Below are 14449 nucleotides of genomic sequence, written 5' to 3'. Positions count from 1 at the left end.
CCGGATTGCCGAATCGCGCCCTCCAGACGGCGCGCGCTGCCATGCCGGCCCCGTTGACGCTCTCCGCCCGGGCGCAGGCGTTGCAGCCATCGCTCACCCTCGCCATCACCGCCAAGGCCCGCGAGCTGCGCGGCGAGGGCAAGGACATCTGCAGCCTCAGCGCCGGGGAGCCCGACTTCGACACCCCCGCCTTCATCCGCCAGGCGGCCGCCGAGGCGCTGGAGGCCGGCCATACCCGCTACGGGCCCGTGGCCGGCGAACCGGAGCTGCGCCAGGCGATCGCCGCCAAGCTCAGCCAGGAGAACGGCGTTCCCACCCGCCCCGACCAGGTGCTGGTGACCAACGGCGGCAAGCAGGCCCTCTACAACCTCTTCCAGGTCCTGCTCGACCCCGGCGACGAGGTGCTGCTGCCGGCCCCGTACTGGCTCAGCTACCCGGAGATGGCCCACCTGGCCGGCGCCAGCGTGCGCTGCCTGATCACCGATGCCAGCGGCGGGTTCCGCTTCAGCCCCGAGCAGCTGGAGGCGGCGATCACCCCGGCCAGCCGGCTGCTGGTGCTCAACAGCCCCTCCAATCCCACCGGCATGGTGCTCAGCCGCGCCGAGCTGGAGGGGATCGCCGCCGTGCTGCGCCGCCATCCCGCCGTGGCGGTGGTCTGCGACGAGATCTACGAGCTGCTGCTCTCCCCCGGCCACGTGCACCACAGCCTGGCGGCGGTGGCACCCGACATCGCTGAGAGGATCTTCATCGTCAACGGCTTCGCCAAGGGCTGGGCGATGACCGGCTGGCGCATCGGCTGGCTGGCGGGCGCCCGCCACGTGGTGGCCGCCGCCAGCGCCCTGCAGAGCCAGAGCACCAGCAACGTCTGCAGCTTCGCCCAGTTCGGCGCCCTGGCGGCCGTGAGCGGATCCCGCGACTGCGTCCAGGAGATGGCGGCCGAATTCAGCCGTCGCCGCTCCCGGCTCAGCGACGGCCTGATGGCGATCAGCGGCCTCAAACTGCTGCCCCCCGAAGGGGCCTTCTACGCCTTCCCCGACGTCAGCGCCTGGGGCCTGGATTCGATGACCCTGTGCGGCCGGCTGCTGGAGGAGGTGGGGCTGGCGGTGGTGCCCGGTGCCGCCTTCGGCGACGACCGCTGCATCCGCCTCTCCTGCGCGGCGTCCCCGGCCACGATCGACGACGGCCTGGAGCGGCTGCGCCGCTTCGGCGCCAGTCTCTGATCGCCCAGCCGATGCCGGTGCCGAAGAAGCTGGTGGTGCTGGGCGACAGCGGCGTCTACGGCTGGGGCGACCCCGAGCAGGGCGGCTGGTGCGAGCGCCTGCGGCGGCACTGGATGGAGCTGCCCCAGGGCCCGGTGCTCTACGGCCTGGGGGTGCGGGGGGATGGGCTGGAGCGGCTGGCGGCCCGTGCCGAGGCGGAGGTGACCAGCCGGGGTGAACTGCGCCGCCAGCGGCCCCAGGGGATCCTGCTGTCGATCGGCCTGAACGACACGGCCCGGGTGGGGCGGCCCGACGGCCGCCACCAGCTGGCCCCCGACGCGTTCCTGTTCGGCCTGCGGCAGCTGCTGCCCCGGCTGACGTCCATCGCCCCGGTGTTCGTGCTGGGGCTGACGCCGGTGGATGAGGTCGTCATGCCCTTCGCCGAGATGCTCTGGTACGACCTGGCCACGGTGCGCCGCTATGAGGGCCTGCTGGAGGAGGCCTGCATGGAGGCCGACGTGCCCTTCCTGCCGCTGCTGGATGGCCTGCTGGCCGACCCCCACTGGCTGCAGTGCCTGTGCAGCGACGGCCTGCACCTCAACAGCGACGGCCACGGCCAGCTCTACCGGCGCCTGCGCAGCTGGGGCGCCCTGCTGGAGTGGGCCGGGCTCGATCCCCACAGCAGCGTGACGGCCGGCTTCTGAGGCATCGCTCCAGCGGCCACTGTTCCCCATGCCGGTGCCGCCGGCATCACCCGTTCGGGTGAAAGGGACTCCCTCGGTGGGGTGAACCGCCGCCGAGGGCCAACGGCGACCCTGAAGAAACGGACCCCCGTGCCTTCTGCCATGGATCGCCCCCCGCCCCCCTCGCCCCCGCCTCCGGCACCCGTGGTGCTGAGCACCCGCCGGTTGCCGGCGCCGGATCTCTGTCCCGGCTGCCGGGAGATTCCCGAGGCGATCGTGGATCGCCGCACCCGCAACCGCCGCCGGCTCAGGGCCTACGCCGACGCCACCGATCCGGCCACCCGGCTCCGCTGGCGGAACCTGCTGGTGGAGGACAACCTGCCGCTCGTCTTCTCGATCGCCGGCCGCCAGGGCGCCGACGCCGGCCTGGCCTTCGAGGACCTGGCCCAGGTGGGCAGCCTCGGCCTGATCAAGGCCGTCGAGGCCTTTGATCCCGACCGCAACGTCAGCCTCAGCAGCTTTGCTGTGCCGTATATCCAGGGGGCGATGCGCCGCGAGCGGCGGGACCGCCAGCCCCTGGTGCGTCCGCCACGGCCCCTGTGGGATCTGCACCAGCAGGTGCTCGCCCTGCAGGAGGGGCGCCGCCGCCAGGGCCTCGACCCGCTGTCGCCCGCCGCCCTCGCCGATCGGCTGGCCTGCGATCCGGCCCGGCTCGAGGAGGCCCTGGCGATCCGCCGGACCGCCGCGGTGCGCAGCCTGGATGCGCCCCTCGGCCCAGGGGTCGGCGAGCTTGAGGCGCCCAGCTGCCTGCTGGATCTGCTGGCTGCTCCCACCGGCCCGGTCGCCGAGGACCCGCTGGAGGCCCCGTGCGACCCCCGCGGCGCCGAGCGCCTGTGGCTGCGGCGCCAGCTGGCCGATCTCGATCCCCGGGAGCGGCAGCTGCTGGTGGGCCGCCTCGATGGGGGCTGCACCTGGGTGGAGCTGGGCCGGCAGCTGGGGATCCCGGCCCGTCAGGCCCAGCGCCGTCATGACGCCGCCCTTGATCGCCTCAGGCGCGCCGCCCTCGCCTGGCGCCAGGGGGACCTCAGCCCGACGCCGGCAGCAGCCACGCCACCAGCGCCATCGCCAGCAGGGCCGCCAGCAGGGTCTGGAGCCCGTTGACCACCTCGTTGGTCAGCCAGCGCCAGTGACGCTGCAGGCTGGCGCCCACCACGCTCTCGGCCAGGGTGGCCACCAGCCCGACACCGCCCACGATGGCCGCCAGCGGCCAGCCGCGGATCATCCCCAGGGCCGCCATCGCCAGGGTCATCAGGGCGCTGCCCAGCAGGCTGGCGGCGGTGCCCTCCAGGCTGATGGCCCCCTCGGTGCCGGGGGGCACCGGCCGCAGGCTGGTGATCAGCACGGTGTGCCGGCCCCAGCGCTTGCCGATCTCGCTGCCGAAGGTGTCGGCGAGCTTGGCGGCGAAGCTGGCGGCGAAGCCGGCCAGCAGCAGGGGCTGGCTGGCCGCCGGTGCCCGGCAGGTGAGCAGGGCCAGCACCGTCCCCACCAGGGCGGAGCCCCAGACGTTCTCCGGCCCGCGCCGGCCCTCCCGGCCTTCCGCCAGGCCCAGCTCCCGCTTGCGCCGGAACCCCAGCTTCGTCACGCCGCTGCCCAGGGCGAGATACACCACCACCGCCAGCCAGCCACGCCAGCCCAGGCTTCCCCACAGCAGGGTGCCCAGCACCCCGGCATGGACCCAGCCCGCCGGGGTGAGCAGGGGCAGCCGCTGGGCCAGGCCGATCAGCAGCCCGTTGATCGCCAGGGCCGCCAGCCAGTGCAGGGGGTCCTGGGGCGACAGCGGCAGCATGGCGGGGGCCCGTTGTGTTGCACAGATCTAAGCCAGGCGCAGCGGGGAGCCGGCTTCGGCGGATAATCGCTCCATCCGGCGGTGCACCGAATGGTCTTCAAGCGACCCAAGTTCTTCCTCGATCTGGGCGGCGGCGAAGGCAACCAGCCCCCGGCGGTGGTGGCGCCCCCCCGGGCCGAGGCCAAGCCCGCCCCGAAGGCCGCTGCCGAGACGGCCGAGGCCAAGCCGGCGTCGACCCCCGCCGCTTCAGCGGCTGCGGAGGCCACCCCCCAGCCCGTTTCGGGCCTCACCACCGCCGAGGCGATCGCGGCCGAGCTGGCCGCCGCCGAGGCCCTGCGGCCGGCCCCGTCGATGGCCACCTTCGCCCCCGACTGCGTCACCGCCGGCGGAGCCACCCCGATGAAGCGCCGCACCCCCGGGGCCAACCTGGCCGTGTTCAAGGAGATGGCGGCCGGCATGATGCGCTCCTGAGCGTCCGCCAGTCGGCCAGCAGGGCCAGGCCAGCCACCGCGGCCGTGGCCGTGCGCAGGATCGTGGGCCCCAGGCTCACCGGCTGCCAGCCGGCCGCTTCGGCCCGCTCCTCCTCCCGGGGGCTCCAGCCCCCTTCCGGGCCGATCGCCAGCCGGATTCCGGCCGCCGGGTCCGCGTTGCTCCCTCCCGCGCCCGTGCCGTCCACCAGCTCCCGCAGCCGCTGGCCGCAGAGGGGCAGCCCCTCCCGCCGGGTGGTGGCCAGCAGGGCGATGCCGGCCGTTGGCCGGGCCAGCCACTCCCCGGCCGGCTGGGGCGCGGCCAGCACCGGGTGCCACAGCCGCTCGCACTGCTCGGTGGCCTCCCGCACGATCCCCTGCCAGCGCTCGAGGGGACAGCGCTCCCCCGGGGCGGCCCGCTCGGCCAGCAGGGGCTGAAGCCGGTCGGCGCCCAGTTCGGTGGCCATGCGCCAGACCAGATCCGCCTCCCGCCGGGGCACGGCCATGGCGAGCTCCAGGGGCGGCCCCACCGACGCCTGCCGCTGCAGGGGTGCACAGGGGTCCTGCTCCAGCCGCAGGCCCCGCTCGGTGTCGAGCACCGCCGTCCACAGCCCGCCGACGCCGTCCACCAGGGCCAGGCGATCGCCGGGGCGATAGCGCAGCACCCGCTCCAGGTAGTGGCGTTCCTGGGGCTCGAGGGCCAGCCGGGCCTGGCTCGGGTCCCCGGTCGCCAGGGCGGCGATCCGCTCCGGGGATATCAGCAGCCGGCGCAGCTCCCGCCCCATCAGTCCCCGGAGAAGGGGCTTTCGGGCTCCTCGTCGATCGGCCAGTCCTCGTTGAGGCCGCCGATCACCAGCTCGGTGATCTCGAGCACGTCGTTGTCCAGCTGGCGCAGGGCGTTGATCAGCACATCGAGGGCCAGGGCATCGCTGGTGCCCAGGTCGACCCAGCAGCGGGCCCAGTCGTCCTGGTACTCCATCGGCCCCATGTTGTGCATCAGGGCCGGCAGACAGCGCTCGGCGGATTCAGTGTCGTAGGGGAGCCAGCCCAGGTCCACCCCCCCCTCGTGGGTCTGCAGGTTCTCGGCGTTGAAGCCGCCCAGCTTGCCGAGGAAGAACCAGCTGTCGAAGGCCGTCTCGACGTAGCCCCGCTCGGCCGCGCCGGGCTGGTCGGCGAAGTGCAGCCAGATCCAGCAGTTGAACGGATCCACCTCGCGAAATCGGACATCCATGGGGAGGGGGGAGACGGCGCGCGTGTCTCCCCATCCAACACGTTCCCGGGCATGGGCGCCCGGGCGCTCCCCGGTCGCAGGGGCGGACGGCATGCTGGTGGGATGCTCGACGTCATCGGTCTGCGCTACCACCCGGCCACGGCGGCGGCGCCGGTGCTGCGGGATGTGTCCCTGCAGCTGGCGGTGGGTGCCCCGGCCCTGGTGGCCGGCCGCAGCGGCAGCGGCAAGACCACCCTGCTGGAGGTGCTCTGCGGCCTGGCCGAAGCCGAAGCCGGCCGCATCCTCTGGCAGGGGGAGGTCCTCAGCAGCCGCCAGCGCCGCTGGCTGTGCGGGCTGGTGTTCCAGTTCCCGGAACGCCATTTTCTCGGTCTGACGGTGGGTCAGGAGCTGAAGCTGGGCCAGCGGCGTCTCACCGCCGAGAAGGCCGAGGCGGTGCTGGAGCAGGTGGGTCTCGGCCACCTCTCCCTGCAGCAGGCTCCCGAGCGGCTCAGCGGCGGCCAGCAGCGGCGTCTGGCCCTGGCGGTGCAGCTGGTGCGCGATGCCCGGGTGCTGCTGCTGGATGAACCCACCGCCGGTCTCGACTGGACCGTGCGGGAGGAGGTGCTGCAGCTGCTGGGGGAGCTGGCCCGGGAACGGGCCCTGCTGGTGGTGACCCACGAACCCGAGCTGTTCCGCGGCGTCATCGACCACGGCTGGCGCCTGGAGGGGGGCAGCCTGGGCCCCCTGGAGGCCCCCCGATCCGCCTCCTTACGATGACGGGCTGATGGTGGGGACAGCTTGATGGGGGACAGCCTGCTGCGGGCCACCGGCGCCGGGGGCGGCATCCGCATGGTGGCGGTCACCACCACCGCCGCCAGCCGCATGGCCAGCGATCGCCACGGGCTCTCCTTTCTCACCACCGCCCTGCTGGGACGCGCCATGACCGCGGGGCTGCTCCTGGCCAGCTCGATGAAGGTGGCCCACGGACGGGTGAATCTGCGCATCCAGTCCGATGGGCCCCTGCGCGGTCTGATGGTGGATGCGGGCCGGGACGGCACCGTGCGGGGCTACGTGGGCCGGCCGGACCTGGAGCTCGATCTCCTCCCCGACGCCGCCGGCGGCCACCGCTTCGACTTCCGCCGCGCCACCGGCACCGGCTACCTGCACGTGGTGCGGGACCGGGGCCAGGGGGAACCCTTCAGCAGCACCGTGGAGCTGGTGAGCGGTGGGATCGGCGAGGACGTGGCCTCCTACCTGCTCCACTCCGAGCAGACCCCTTCGGCCCTGTTCGTGGGCGAGACGATCGACAGCTCCGGGGTGCGCAGCGCGGGTGGGGTGCTGGTGCAGGTGCTGCCGAAGGCGGCACGGGAGCCCGCCCTGGTGGCCCTGCTGGAGGAGCGCTGCCGGGAGATCACCGGGTTCAGTGATCGGCTCGCCGCCAATGCCCACCAGCTCCACGCCCTGTTCGAGGACATCTTTCCGGACCTCGATCCCCAGCCCCTTGAGGCGGCGCCGATCGAGCAGGCGGTGCGTTTCCACTGCCCCTGCAGCCGTCACCGCAGCGTCAGCGCCCTGCGGCTCCTGGGCCGCGATGAGCTCAGCGCCATGCTGGACGAGGACGGCCAGGCGGAACTCACCTGCCATTTCTGCAGTGAGGTCTACCGGGTGGAGGCCCCCGAGCTGCAGGAGCTGATCGACGAGCTGGCCGCGGTCGCCTGAGCTGCGCTCAGGCGATCAGGAGGGCTCCGAGCAGCAGCAGCAGGATGGCGGGGATGCTCTGCAGCTGGAGGGTGGAGACCGGAAGGGCCGAGCCCACGGTGGGCCCCAGCCCACCGGCCAGTAGGCCGCCGAGGATCAGGCCCAGGCAGAGGAGGGCGAAGGACCAGCCCACCGCGGCCAGGAAGCGGCCGTTACGCCGCTGCAGGTTGAGCAGGGTGACGCCGGTGGCCAGGGCCGTCAGCAGTTCGGGGGCCGCCCCGGGCATCAGCACCAGCAGCACGAGAAGGACGCCGTCGGCGGCCAGCGGAAACCAGAGCTCCCGGCCGCTGGCCGGCTGCAGCCGGGGCAGGGAGAAACTGGGACGGGGCAGGCGGGAGGGGGGAAGCTGGGGCAGGCTCGGCAGGGCCGAAAGGGCCGGGCGACTCGGCGGTGGTGAGGCCTGTTCCCGCTGGGAGGCGGAGCGGGCGGCACTGCTGACCCGACCCTGCTGGCGTTCCTTGAGCCGATCCATCAACACGGCGTCGTAGGCCGCCTCGATGCGGGAGCGCACCATCGGATCGTCACCGGCCTCCTTCAGCCGAGCCAGCTTGGCCTCCTGGACCGTGTCGAAGGAGGCATCCGGGGCGACGCCCAGCCGCTCGTACGGGTCGGAGGCGTCAGGGGCCGGCTGGGTCTGGTCGGATCCTTGGTTCATACCACCGAGCGTATCGAGCCAAGGCTAAAAAAGCGGTTCACTGCGGTGATATCCGGCTTCCTGTTGCAGACGGCGCCGGCAGGCTTCGGCTTCCTCGATGGCCAGGGAGCGGCGCCGCTTCAGCAGGGGCATCTGGGGCGGCAGGTGGCTGCCTTCTCGCATCTCCACGGCCCCCTGGGATGGCTGGAAGCTGACGTAATCACTGCCCCCGTCGCTGCGGGGACGCACGAGCCAGAGCGGGGATGGCGTCACGGATCGAGGCATCGCAGTGACCGTCCGTTGCGGCGTGACGAATTGTTGCTTCATTCTGCCCCCTCCAACCGCCTGGCGCGAGGGAGGGGATTCCCCCGGGCCGGCGCCCAAGCCCCCGGATTCAGAGGGCGATCGGCTCCACACCGCTCACCACCGGCGCCACCCCGTGCAGCTCCAGGTCGGGGTGGTCCTCCTGCAGCTGGTGCAGATTCCAGTCGTTGCGGAACAGCAGCACGGGGCGGTCCCAGGCGTCGCGGACCGTCTTGCAGTTGAACAGGCGTCCCACCCGTTCCAGCGCCGGCCAGCCGCCGCTCACCCAGCGGGCGACACTGAATTCCAGCGGTTCGAGCCGGCTGGTGACGCCGTATTCGTTCTCCAGCCGGTACTGCACCACCTCCAGCTGCAGCTGGCCCACCGCCGCCAGGATCGGATCCCGCTTGCTGGGGTCGGTGTCGTACAGCACCTGCACGGCGCCCTCCTCCCGCAGCTCGTTCACCCCCTTGCGGAAGCTCTTGAACGCCGAGGGGTTGGGGTTGCGGAGCCAGGCGAAGATCTCCGGGCTGAAGCAGGGAATCCCCTCGTATTCCACCCGCGCCCCGGTGTAGAGGGTGTCACCGATGGCGAACATGCCGGGGTTGTTGAGGCCGATCACATCGCCGGGGTAGGCGTCCTCCACCACCTCCCGGTCCTGGCCGAACAGCTTCTGGGGCCGGGACAGGCGGATGGTGCGGCCGCTGCGGGCATGGCGCACGCTCATGTCCTTCTCGAAGCGGCCGCTGCACACCCGCACGAAGGCGACCCGGTCGCGGTGGCGGGGGTCCATGTTGGCCTGCAGCTTGAACACGAAGCCGCTGAACTCGGGCCGCAGCGGATCCACCGGCCCCTGGTCGCTCTCCCGGGCCACCGGCGGCTGGGCCAGCTCCAGGAAGGCATCGAGGAAGGGGCGCACCCCGAAGTTGGTCATCGCCGAACCGAAGAACACCGGGCTCAGCTCACCGGCGTGCACCCGCTCCAGATCCAGAGCCGCGCCGGCCCCCTCCACCAGCTCCAGTTCCTCCTGGGCCAGCTCCAGCAGCTCCGCCTCCACGAGCCCGGCCCGATCGGGATCGCCGGGGGCCAGGCGCCGCTCCAGGCTCTGGCGGCCCCGTTCGGCCCGCTCGAACAGCAGCAGATCCTGGGAGCGCCGGTCGATGACGCCGCGGAAGCGGTCGCCGCTGCCGATCGGCCAGTTCACCGGCCAGCAGGCCAGCCCCAGCTCCTGCTCGATCTCGTCGATCAGCTCCAGGGGTTCGCGCCCCGGCCGGTCCATCTTGTTGACGAAGGTGAAGATCGGAATCCGCCGCATCCGGCAGACCTCGAACAGCTTGCGGGTCTGGGGCTCCAGGCCCTTGGCCGCATCCACCAGCATCACGGCGTTATCGGCGGCGGCCAGGGTCCGGTAGGTGTCCTCCGAGAAGTCCTGGTGGCCGGGGGTGTCGAGCAGGTTGACCGTGCTGCCGGCGTAGTCGAACTGGAGCACGGTGGAGGTGATCGAGATGCCGCGCTGCTTCTCCAGCTCCATCCAGTCGGAGGTCACCTTGCGCTGCTCCCCCTTGGCCTTCACCGCCCCGGCCTGCTGAATGGCCCCGCCGTAGAGCAGCAGCTTCTCGGTGAGGGTCGTCTTGCCCGCGTCGGGGTGGGAAATGATCGCGAAGTTGCGGCGCCGGCTCACCGCCGCCGCCAGGGCCGCGGCGTCGGTGTCCGGTACGGGGACGGAAGGGGGTCGGCTGGTCATGGGGCCAGCCTGCCAGGCGGGATGGGGCCGTGGATCTCCAGATAGCGGTCGTCCACCTCCCGCACCTGCAGCCCCTCCAGTCCGGCGGCCGCCAGCTGCTCGCTGACCTCGGCGCAGGTGAAGGCCGCCCGCAGCGAATGGGCGTAGTCCCGTCGCAGCACCGCCGGCGCCGCGCCCGCGTGGCGTGCCACCAGGACCTCCAGCTCCGCGGCGGTCGCCGGCCGGCGCAGGTCGCGCACATAGAGGCAGGTGTCCAGCCCCGCGAGCTGCTTGACGGCCCCCCAGAACACGCCGGGATCATGGAGATGGTGCAGCAGGCTGTTGCTGACCACGGCGCTGCAGGGTCCCGCCAGCCGCGGGCTGGGCAGGACGAGTCGCCGGAAGCGCACGTGGCGATGGGCGTCCGGTTCCGCCAGCCGTCGCCGCTCGGCGATGGCCAGCATGGCGGCGGAGCCGTCGATGCCCAGCACGTCGGCCTCGGGCCAGCGACCGGCCAGCAGAAAGGTGATGTTGCCCGGTCCGCAGCCCAGATCGACGACGCTCAGCCCCTCACCCTCCCCCACGCCCCTGGGGCCGAGCACGGCGTCGATCCGCTCCAGCACCGCCCGGTCTCCGCTGGAGAAGTCCGCCGCCGCATAGGCCTGGGCCTGCAGCGGCTCGTCCATCAGCTCGGGTTCGCAGATCCGCTCCATCGCTCCAGCATCCCCTGGGGCGGCCCGGGCACCGTGGCTGGTGGCGGGTGAGCGTTGCAGACCCTACAGGTGGCGTTATGGTGCGCAACACGATCCGGCCGTACCCCCCGTGACCCTTTCCGCTGCCCGTCCAGCCACCCCCACCACGGCGGCCCCATCGGCCGGGGCGACATCGGTCGGGGCACCCTCTGCCGGCGGCGACGCGAGCCCGGGGCCGGCGGCGGATTTTCCGGTCACGGCTCCGGCCGCCTACCCGGTCTTCTACCGGACCTACAGCCGCAAGACCGCCAGCGGTGGCCGGGAGAGCTGGCACGAGGTGGCCGAGCGCAACCTGGAGGGTCTGCGGGTGCTCGGCTCCCTGGACACCTCCGAGGTGGAGCTGATCCGGCGCATGCAGCGCCACCAGATGGCCCTGCCCTCCGGCCGCTGGCTGTGGATCGGCGGCACCGAGTGGATTGAGCAACCCGAGAACTTCTCCGGCGCCTACAACTGCACCTCCACCAACCTGGTGGACTGGGAAGCCTTCGCCCTGATGATGGATCTGGCGATGATGGGCTGCGGCACCGGCGCCATCATCGAGCCCCATCTGATCAACCGGCTGCCGAAGGTGCGCAACACCCTCGTCATCGACGGTGTGACCGACATCGGCCTGACGCCGATCGGCTCCCGCCAGCAGCAGACCACCCACAAGATCGACGGCCATCACGTCAGCGTCCGCGTCGGCGACACCCGTGCCGGCTGGGTGGAGAGCTATCGCCTGCTGCTCAACCTCTGCAGCGACGAGCGCTTCGAGGGCCCCGTGCACGTCTCGGTGGATCTCTCGGACGTGCGTCCGGTGGGGGAAACCCTCAAGGGCTTCGGCGGCATGGCCAACCCGGTCAAGTTGAAGGATCTCTATGGCCGCGTCGCCCAGATCCTCAACAAGGCCATCGGGCGCCAGCTCACCTCGGTGGAGTGCTGTCTGCTGATTGATGAGGCGGCGGTCACGATCGTGGCCGGCAACATCCGCCGCAGTGCCGGCATGCGCCAGTTCTGCGCCGATGACGATTCCGCCCTCGGTGCCAAGGAGAACCTCTGGCAGCAGGACGCGCAGGGGAACTGGCGCATCGATCCGGAGCGCGACGCCCTGCGCATGGCCAACCACACCCGCGTGTTTCACGTGCGCCCCAGCCGCGAGGTGGTGCTGGAAGCGGTCACCAAGCAGTTCCAGTCGGGAGAGGGGGCCATCCAGTTCGCCCCCGAGGCCATCGCCCGCTCCAACGCCGACCTGCTGACCACTCCCGAGCTTCGCACCGAGTTCATCGGCATCTATTGCGACCAGGGCCGGGAGGAAGCCGGCCGCTGGCTGCAGCTGCACCATCCAGAGATCGGCGCCGACGAGCTGGAACACCGGCTCGGACGTTACGGCCTCAATCCCTGCGGCGAGATTCTGGGGGCCGATTTCCACTGCAACCTGGCGGAGATCCATCTCAATCGGATCGACCCCACCGACCACCAGGCCCAGGAGGATGCTTTCAAAGCCGGCGGTCTGGCGGTGGCCTGCCTGCTGAACCACCGCTTCGAGGTCGAGCGCTACCGCCGTAGCCGGGCCTGGGATCCGATCGTCGGGGTCAGCTTCACGGGCCTGTTCGACTTCTTTGTCCACGCCTTCGGCACCCCCTGGCTGCAGTGGTGGGAGGCGGGTCGTCCCGACAGCGAGGAGGGCCGGGCGTTCCGCCAGCAGGAGGCGGCCTACCTGTCCCGCTGGAAGGACTGGGTGCATGAGGCGGTGTGGGACTACTGCGACCGCCACGGCATGCGCCGTCCCAACCGCTGCACCACCGTGCAGCCGGCCGGCACCAAGAGCCTGCTCACCGGCGCCAGCCCCGGCTGGCATCCCCCCAAGGCCCAGCGCTTCATCCGCCGCATCACCTTCCGCAAGAACGATCCGGTGGCCCTCGCCTGCATGGAGTACGGCTATGCGATCGTTCCGTCCCAGTCGGACAAGGACGAGCAGGGGCGGCTGCTGAATGATCCCTTCGATCCGCGCTGCACCGAGTGGCTGGTGGAGATTCCCACCGAGGTGAGCTGGGCCAACCTGCCCGGGGCCGACCGGGTGGAGATCAACAACTTCTCCGCCCTGGCCCAGTTTGATTTCTACATGCAGGTGCAGCGTTACTACACCACCCACAACACCTCGGCAACGGTGGAATTCCGCGAGCATGAGATCAAGCCCCTGGCCGCCGCGATCCACCACGCCATCGAGAATGGCGAGGGCTACATCTCGGCGGCGCTCCTGGCCCGCTTCGATGCCAATGCCACCTTCCCGCGGTTGCCCTTTGAGCCGATCGATCAGGCCACTTACGCCCGCCTGGTCGCTGAGGTCGAGCAGCGACGTGTCTGCGCCGACTTCTTCCTGGCGCTGCAGAAGTACGACCGCGGCGAGCTGATCGAAGCCGGCCCGGCCGGGTGCGATTCCGACAAATGTCTGCTGCCGCTCGCCAAGCCTGAGGCCTGAGGTGCCGGCGGCCCAGCGGGCCGCCGGGTCCCACCTTGGCTTGAAGGGCGGGGAACGAAGGGTGCAATCCCCCCCCGGTGCGATGGCGCCGGGGGATGGGGTGTGCCGGTGCTGATGGCCCGGGATGTGGTGGCTGCTTCGGCCCCGGCCCGGCCCCCTACTCGGCGCTGGCGGCCAGGCTGCAGATCTCGCGATGGCTGAGGGGATCGACCGGATCGATCACCACGAGGCGGTCACGACCGCCGTTCTTGGCCATCAGCAGAGCCTTGTCGGCGCGGCGGAAGGTCGCGTCGTAGTTCTCATCGGCCTTGTGCTCGGTCAGGCCCATGCTGGCGGTCAGTTGCAGCTCCATGTCATCAATGGAGACGCGCATGTTGCGGATGTTGGCCAGCATGCGCTTGGCCACACCTTCCGCTGTGGACAGGTCCGCATCAATCAACAGGGCCAGAAATTCCTCCCCTCCCCAGCGGGCGATGATGTCGTAATGGCGAAGGCTGTTGGAGAGGGCCTTGACGAAATCCACCAGCATCAGATCACCGGTGGCGTGGCCATATTCGTCGTTGATCAACTTGAAATGATCAACATCCAGGATGATCATCGAATAGGTGGAGCCATGCCGACTGGCCCTCTGATCCTCCTCCAGGCAGCGCTCCGCCATGAAACGACGGTTGGAGATCCCCGTGAGGGCATCGTGGGTGGAGGCCTCGAACAGGCTGAGATTCACCTCCTTAAGTGAGGCCTGATAGAGGTCGGAGATGCGCACCACCCGCTTGATCTGGCGCAGCTGCTTCTCGTAGCGATTCGTGAGGCTGCGGTTGCTCTCCAGCACGTGGGATTGGTAAAGGTCGGAGATATCGGCGACGCGCTCCAGCCGGTCGACCTGCTCCTCAATGCGGTGCCATAGCCTGGCCAGCAGATCCCGGACCGGATCATTGTCGTAGCGCTGATCGGCCAGGACGGCCATGACTTCCTGTTCCAGCTGATCGTCTGATTTCGGACCGGAAGTCTCGGGCATGTCAGGCGTTGATGGAAAGGATCAGGAAAGGAAAGGTGTAGTCTTCCTTGAACTCAGAACCCAGTTCAGCGGAGCGGGGGTTTCTGTCATCGAACATCCACTGCACCAGCACCTCCTTGCCTTCATCAAAGGCGCTCTGCAGCAGATCAAAGATATCGATCATGAAGCGAATGCTGCTGGTGTTGAGGTAGTTGAGATGCAGCTCAAGGGTGAGGGACTGGTCGGCGGTGGACAGGTAAGACTCAATCCACTGGATCAGCTGGTCATAGAGCTCGAACGAATTCTCAGGATAGGACTCACCGCTCATCACCACGACCCCGGCCTTCCAGTCCGCACGGATCGAGGGGCTGGACTGGGAGCCCGGTACCGACAGGTTCAGTGCTTCGCTGCTGCTCATGGGA

16 protein-coding genes are annotated in these 14449 nt (G+C 70.7%); 7 read left to right on the top strand and 9 right to left on the bottom strand.

The window, feature by feature from the left end:
• Window positions 1–41 precede the first annotated feature (41 nt).
• From KBY81_RS00470 to KBY81_RS00460, 3 genes are all read left to right on the top strand, one after another.
• Entirely contained in the window at window positions 42–1220 is a 1179-nt protein-coding gene (locus tag KBY81_RS00470; RefSeq protein WP_254971493.1) for a pyridoxal phosphate-dependent aminotransferase, read from the top strand.
• A gap of 11 nt (window positions 1221–1231) precedes the next feature.
• Window positions 1232–1903 (top strand): GDSL-type esterase/lipase family protein, encoded by a 672-nt coding sequence (locus KBY81_RS00465; RefSeq protein ID WP_106220095.1) that lies wholly within the window; start codon window positions 1232–1234, stop codon window positions 1901–1903.
• Between the two features lie 183 nt (window positions 1904–2086).
• Window positions 2087–3043: a sigma-70 family RNA polymerase sigma factor gene (locus tag KBY81_RS00460; protein ID WP_254975155.1), complete on the top strand. Its 957-nt coding sequence runs from the start codon at window positions 2087–2089 to the stop codon at window positions 3041–3043.
• Here KBY81_RS00460 and KBY81_RS00455 read toward each other — a convergent pair.
• Window positions 2967–3728 carry a TIGR00297 family protein gene (locus KBY81_RS00455; protein WP_254975154.1) on the bottom strand — a complete coding sequence of 254 codons (762 nt, stop codon included), beginning with the start codon at window positions 3726–3728 and terminating at the stop codon, window positions 2967–2969. The genes KBY81_RS00460 and KBY81_RS00455 overlap by 77 nt on opposite strands.
• 90 nt (window positions 3729–3818) lie before the next feature.
• Between KBY81_RS00455 and KBY81_RS00450 the strand changes: the two genes are divergently transcribed.
• Window positions 3819–4199, top strand: coding sequence for a hypothetical protein (locus KBY81_RS00450; RefSeq protein ID WP_106220092.1), 381 nt, complete (start codon window positions 3819–3821; stop codon window positions 4197–4199).
• On the opposite strand, the gene KBY81_RS00445 is transcribed toward KBY81_RS00450, so the two are convergent.
• Complete coding sequence (locus KBY81_RS00445) at window positions 4165–4980, bottom strand: 16S rRNA (uracil(1498)-N(3))-methyltransferase (RefSeq protein ID WP_254975153.1); 816 nt, start codon at window positions 4978–4980, stop codon at window positions 4165–4167. The two genes, KBY81_RS00450 and KBY81_RS00445, sit on opposite strands and share 35 nt — an antisense overlap.
• Window positions 4980–5426 (bottom strand): DUF3531 family protein, encoded by a 447-nt coding sequence (locus KBY81_RS00440; protein ID WP_106220090.1) that lies wholly within the window; start codon window positions 5424–5426, stop codon window positions 4980–4982. Before KBY81_RS00440 ends, KBY81_RS00445 begins: the two co-directional genes overlap by 1 nt.
• 102 nt (window positions 5427–5528) lie before the next feature.
• Here KBY81_RS00440 and KBY81_RS00435 point away from each other — a divergent pair, with 102 nt between their 5' ends.
• Window positions 5529–6182 (top strand): ABC transporter ATP-binding protein, encoded by a 654-nt coding sequence (locus KBY81_RS00435; protein WP_106220089.1) that lies wholly within the window; start codon window positions 5529–5531, stop codon window positions 6180–6182.
• Between the two features lie 24 nt (window positions 6183–6206).
• Window positions 6207–7124, top strand: coding sequence for an Hsp33 family molecular chaperone HslO (gene hslO, locus KBY81_RS00430; protein ID WP_106220088.1), 918 nt, complete (start codon window positions 6207–6209; stop codon window positions 7122–7124).
• Window positions 7125–7131: 7 nt separating this feature from the next.
• Here the strand turns inward: hslO and KBY81_RS00425 are convergent, their stop codons facing one another.
• The 4 genes from KBY81_RS00425 to KBY81_RS00410 all read right to left on the bottom strand — a co-directional run bounded on the left by KBY81_RS00425 (window position 7132) and on the right by KBY81_RS00410 (window position 10536).
• Entirely contained in the window at window positions 7132–7818 is a 687-nt protein-coding gene (locus KBY81_RS00425; protein ID WP_254975152.1) for a CPP1-like family protein, read from the bottom strand.
• Window positions 7819–7842: 24 nt separating this feature from the next.
• Complete coding sequence (locus KBY81_RS00420; RefSeq protein ID WP_106220086.1) at window positions 7843–8082, bottom strand: hypothetical protein; 240 nt, start codon at window positions 8080–8082, stop codon at window positions 7843–7845.
• A gap of 109 nt (window positions 8083–8191) precedes the next feature.
• Window positions 8192–9844: a peptide chain release factor 3 gene (locus KBY81_RS00415; protein WP_254971477.1), complete on the bottom strand. Its 1653-nt coding sequence runs from the start codon at window positions 9842–9844 to the stop codon at window positions 8192–8194.
• Window positions 9841–10536 carry a class I SAM-dependent methyltransferase gene (locus KBY81_RS00410; protein ID WP_254975151.1) on the bottom strand — a complete coding sequence of 232 codons (696 nt, stop codon included), beginning with the start codon at window positions 10534–10536 and terminating at the stop codon, window positions 9841–9843. Before KBY81_RS00410 ends, KBY81_RS00415 begins: the two co-directional genes overlap by 4 nt.
• Before the next feature lie 109 nt (window positions 10537–10645).
• Between KBY81_RS00410 and nrdJ the strand changes: the two genes are divergently transcribed.
• Complete coding sequence (nrdJ, locus tag KBY81_RS00405; protein WP_254975150.1) at window positions 10646–13033, top strand: ribonucleoside-triphosphate reductase, adenosylcobalamin-dependent; 2388 nt, start codon at window positions 10646–10648, stop codon at window positions 13031–13033.
• Between the two features lie 157 nt (window positions 13034–13190).
• Here the strand turns inward: nrdJ and siaD are convergent, their stop codons facing one another.
• Both siaD and siaC read right to left on the bottom strand, forming a co-directional pair.
• Window positions 13191–14048, bottom strand: coding sequence for a biofilm regulation diguanylate cyclase SiaD (gene siaD / locus KBY81_RS00400; RefSeq protein ID WP_254975149.1), 858 nt, complete (start codon window positions 14046–14048; stop codon window positions 13191–13193).
• Between the two features lies 1 nt (window position 14049).
• Entirely contained in the window at window positions 14050–14445 is a 396-nt protein-coding gene (gene siaC, locus KBY81_RS00395) for a biofilm regulation phosphoprotein SiaC (protein WP_106220082.1), read from the bottom strand.
• Window positions 14446–14449 lie beyond the last annotated feature (4 nt).

This window comes from Cyanobium sp. Lug-B (assembly GCF_024345635.1).
Classification (GTDB): Bacteria; Cyanobacteriota; Cyanobacteriia; order PCC-6307; family Cyanobiaceae; genus Cyanobium; species Cyanobium minutissimum.
This window is presented reverse-complemented; position numbering and strand designations above follow the sequence as displayed.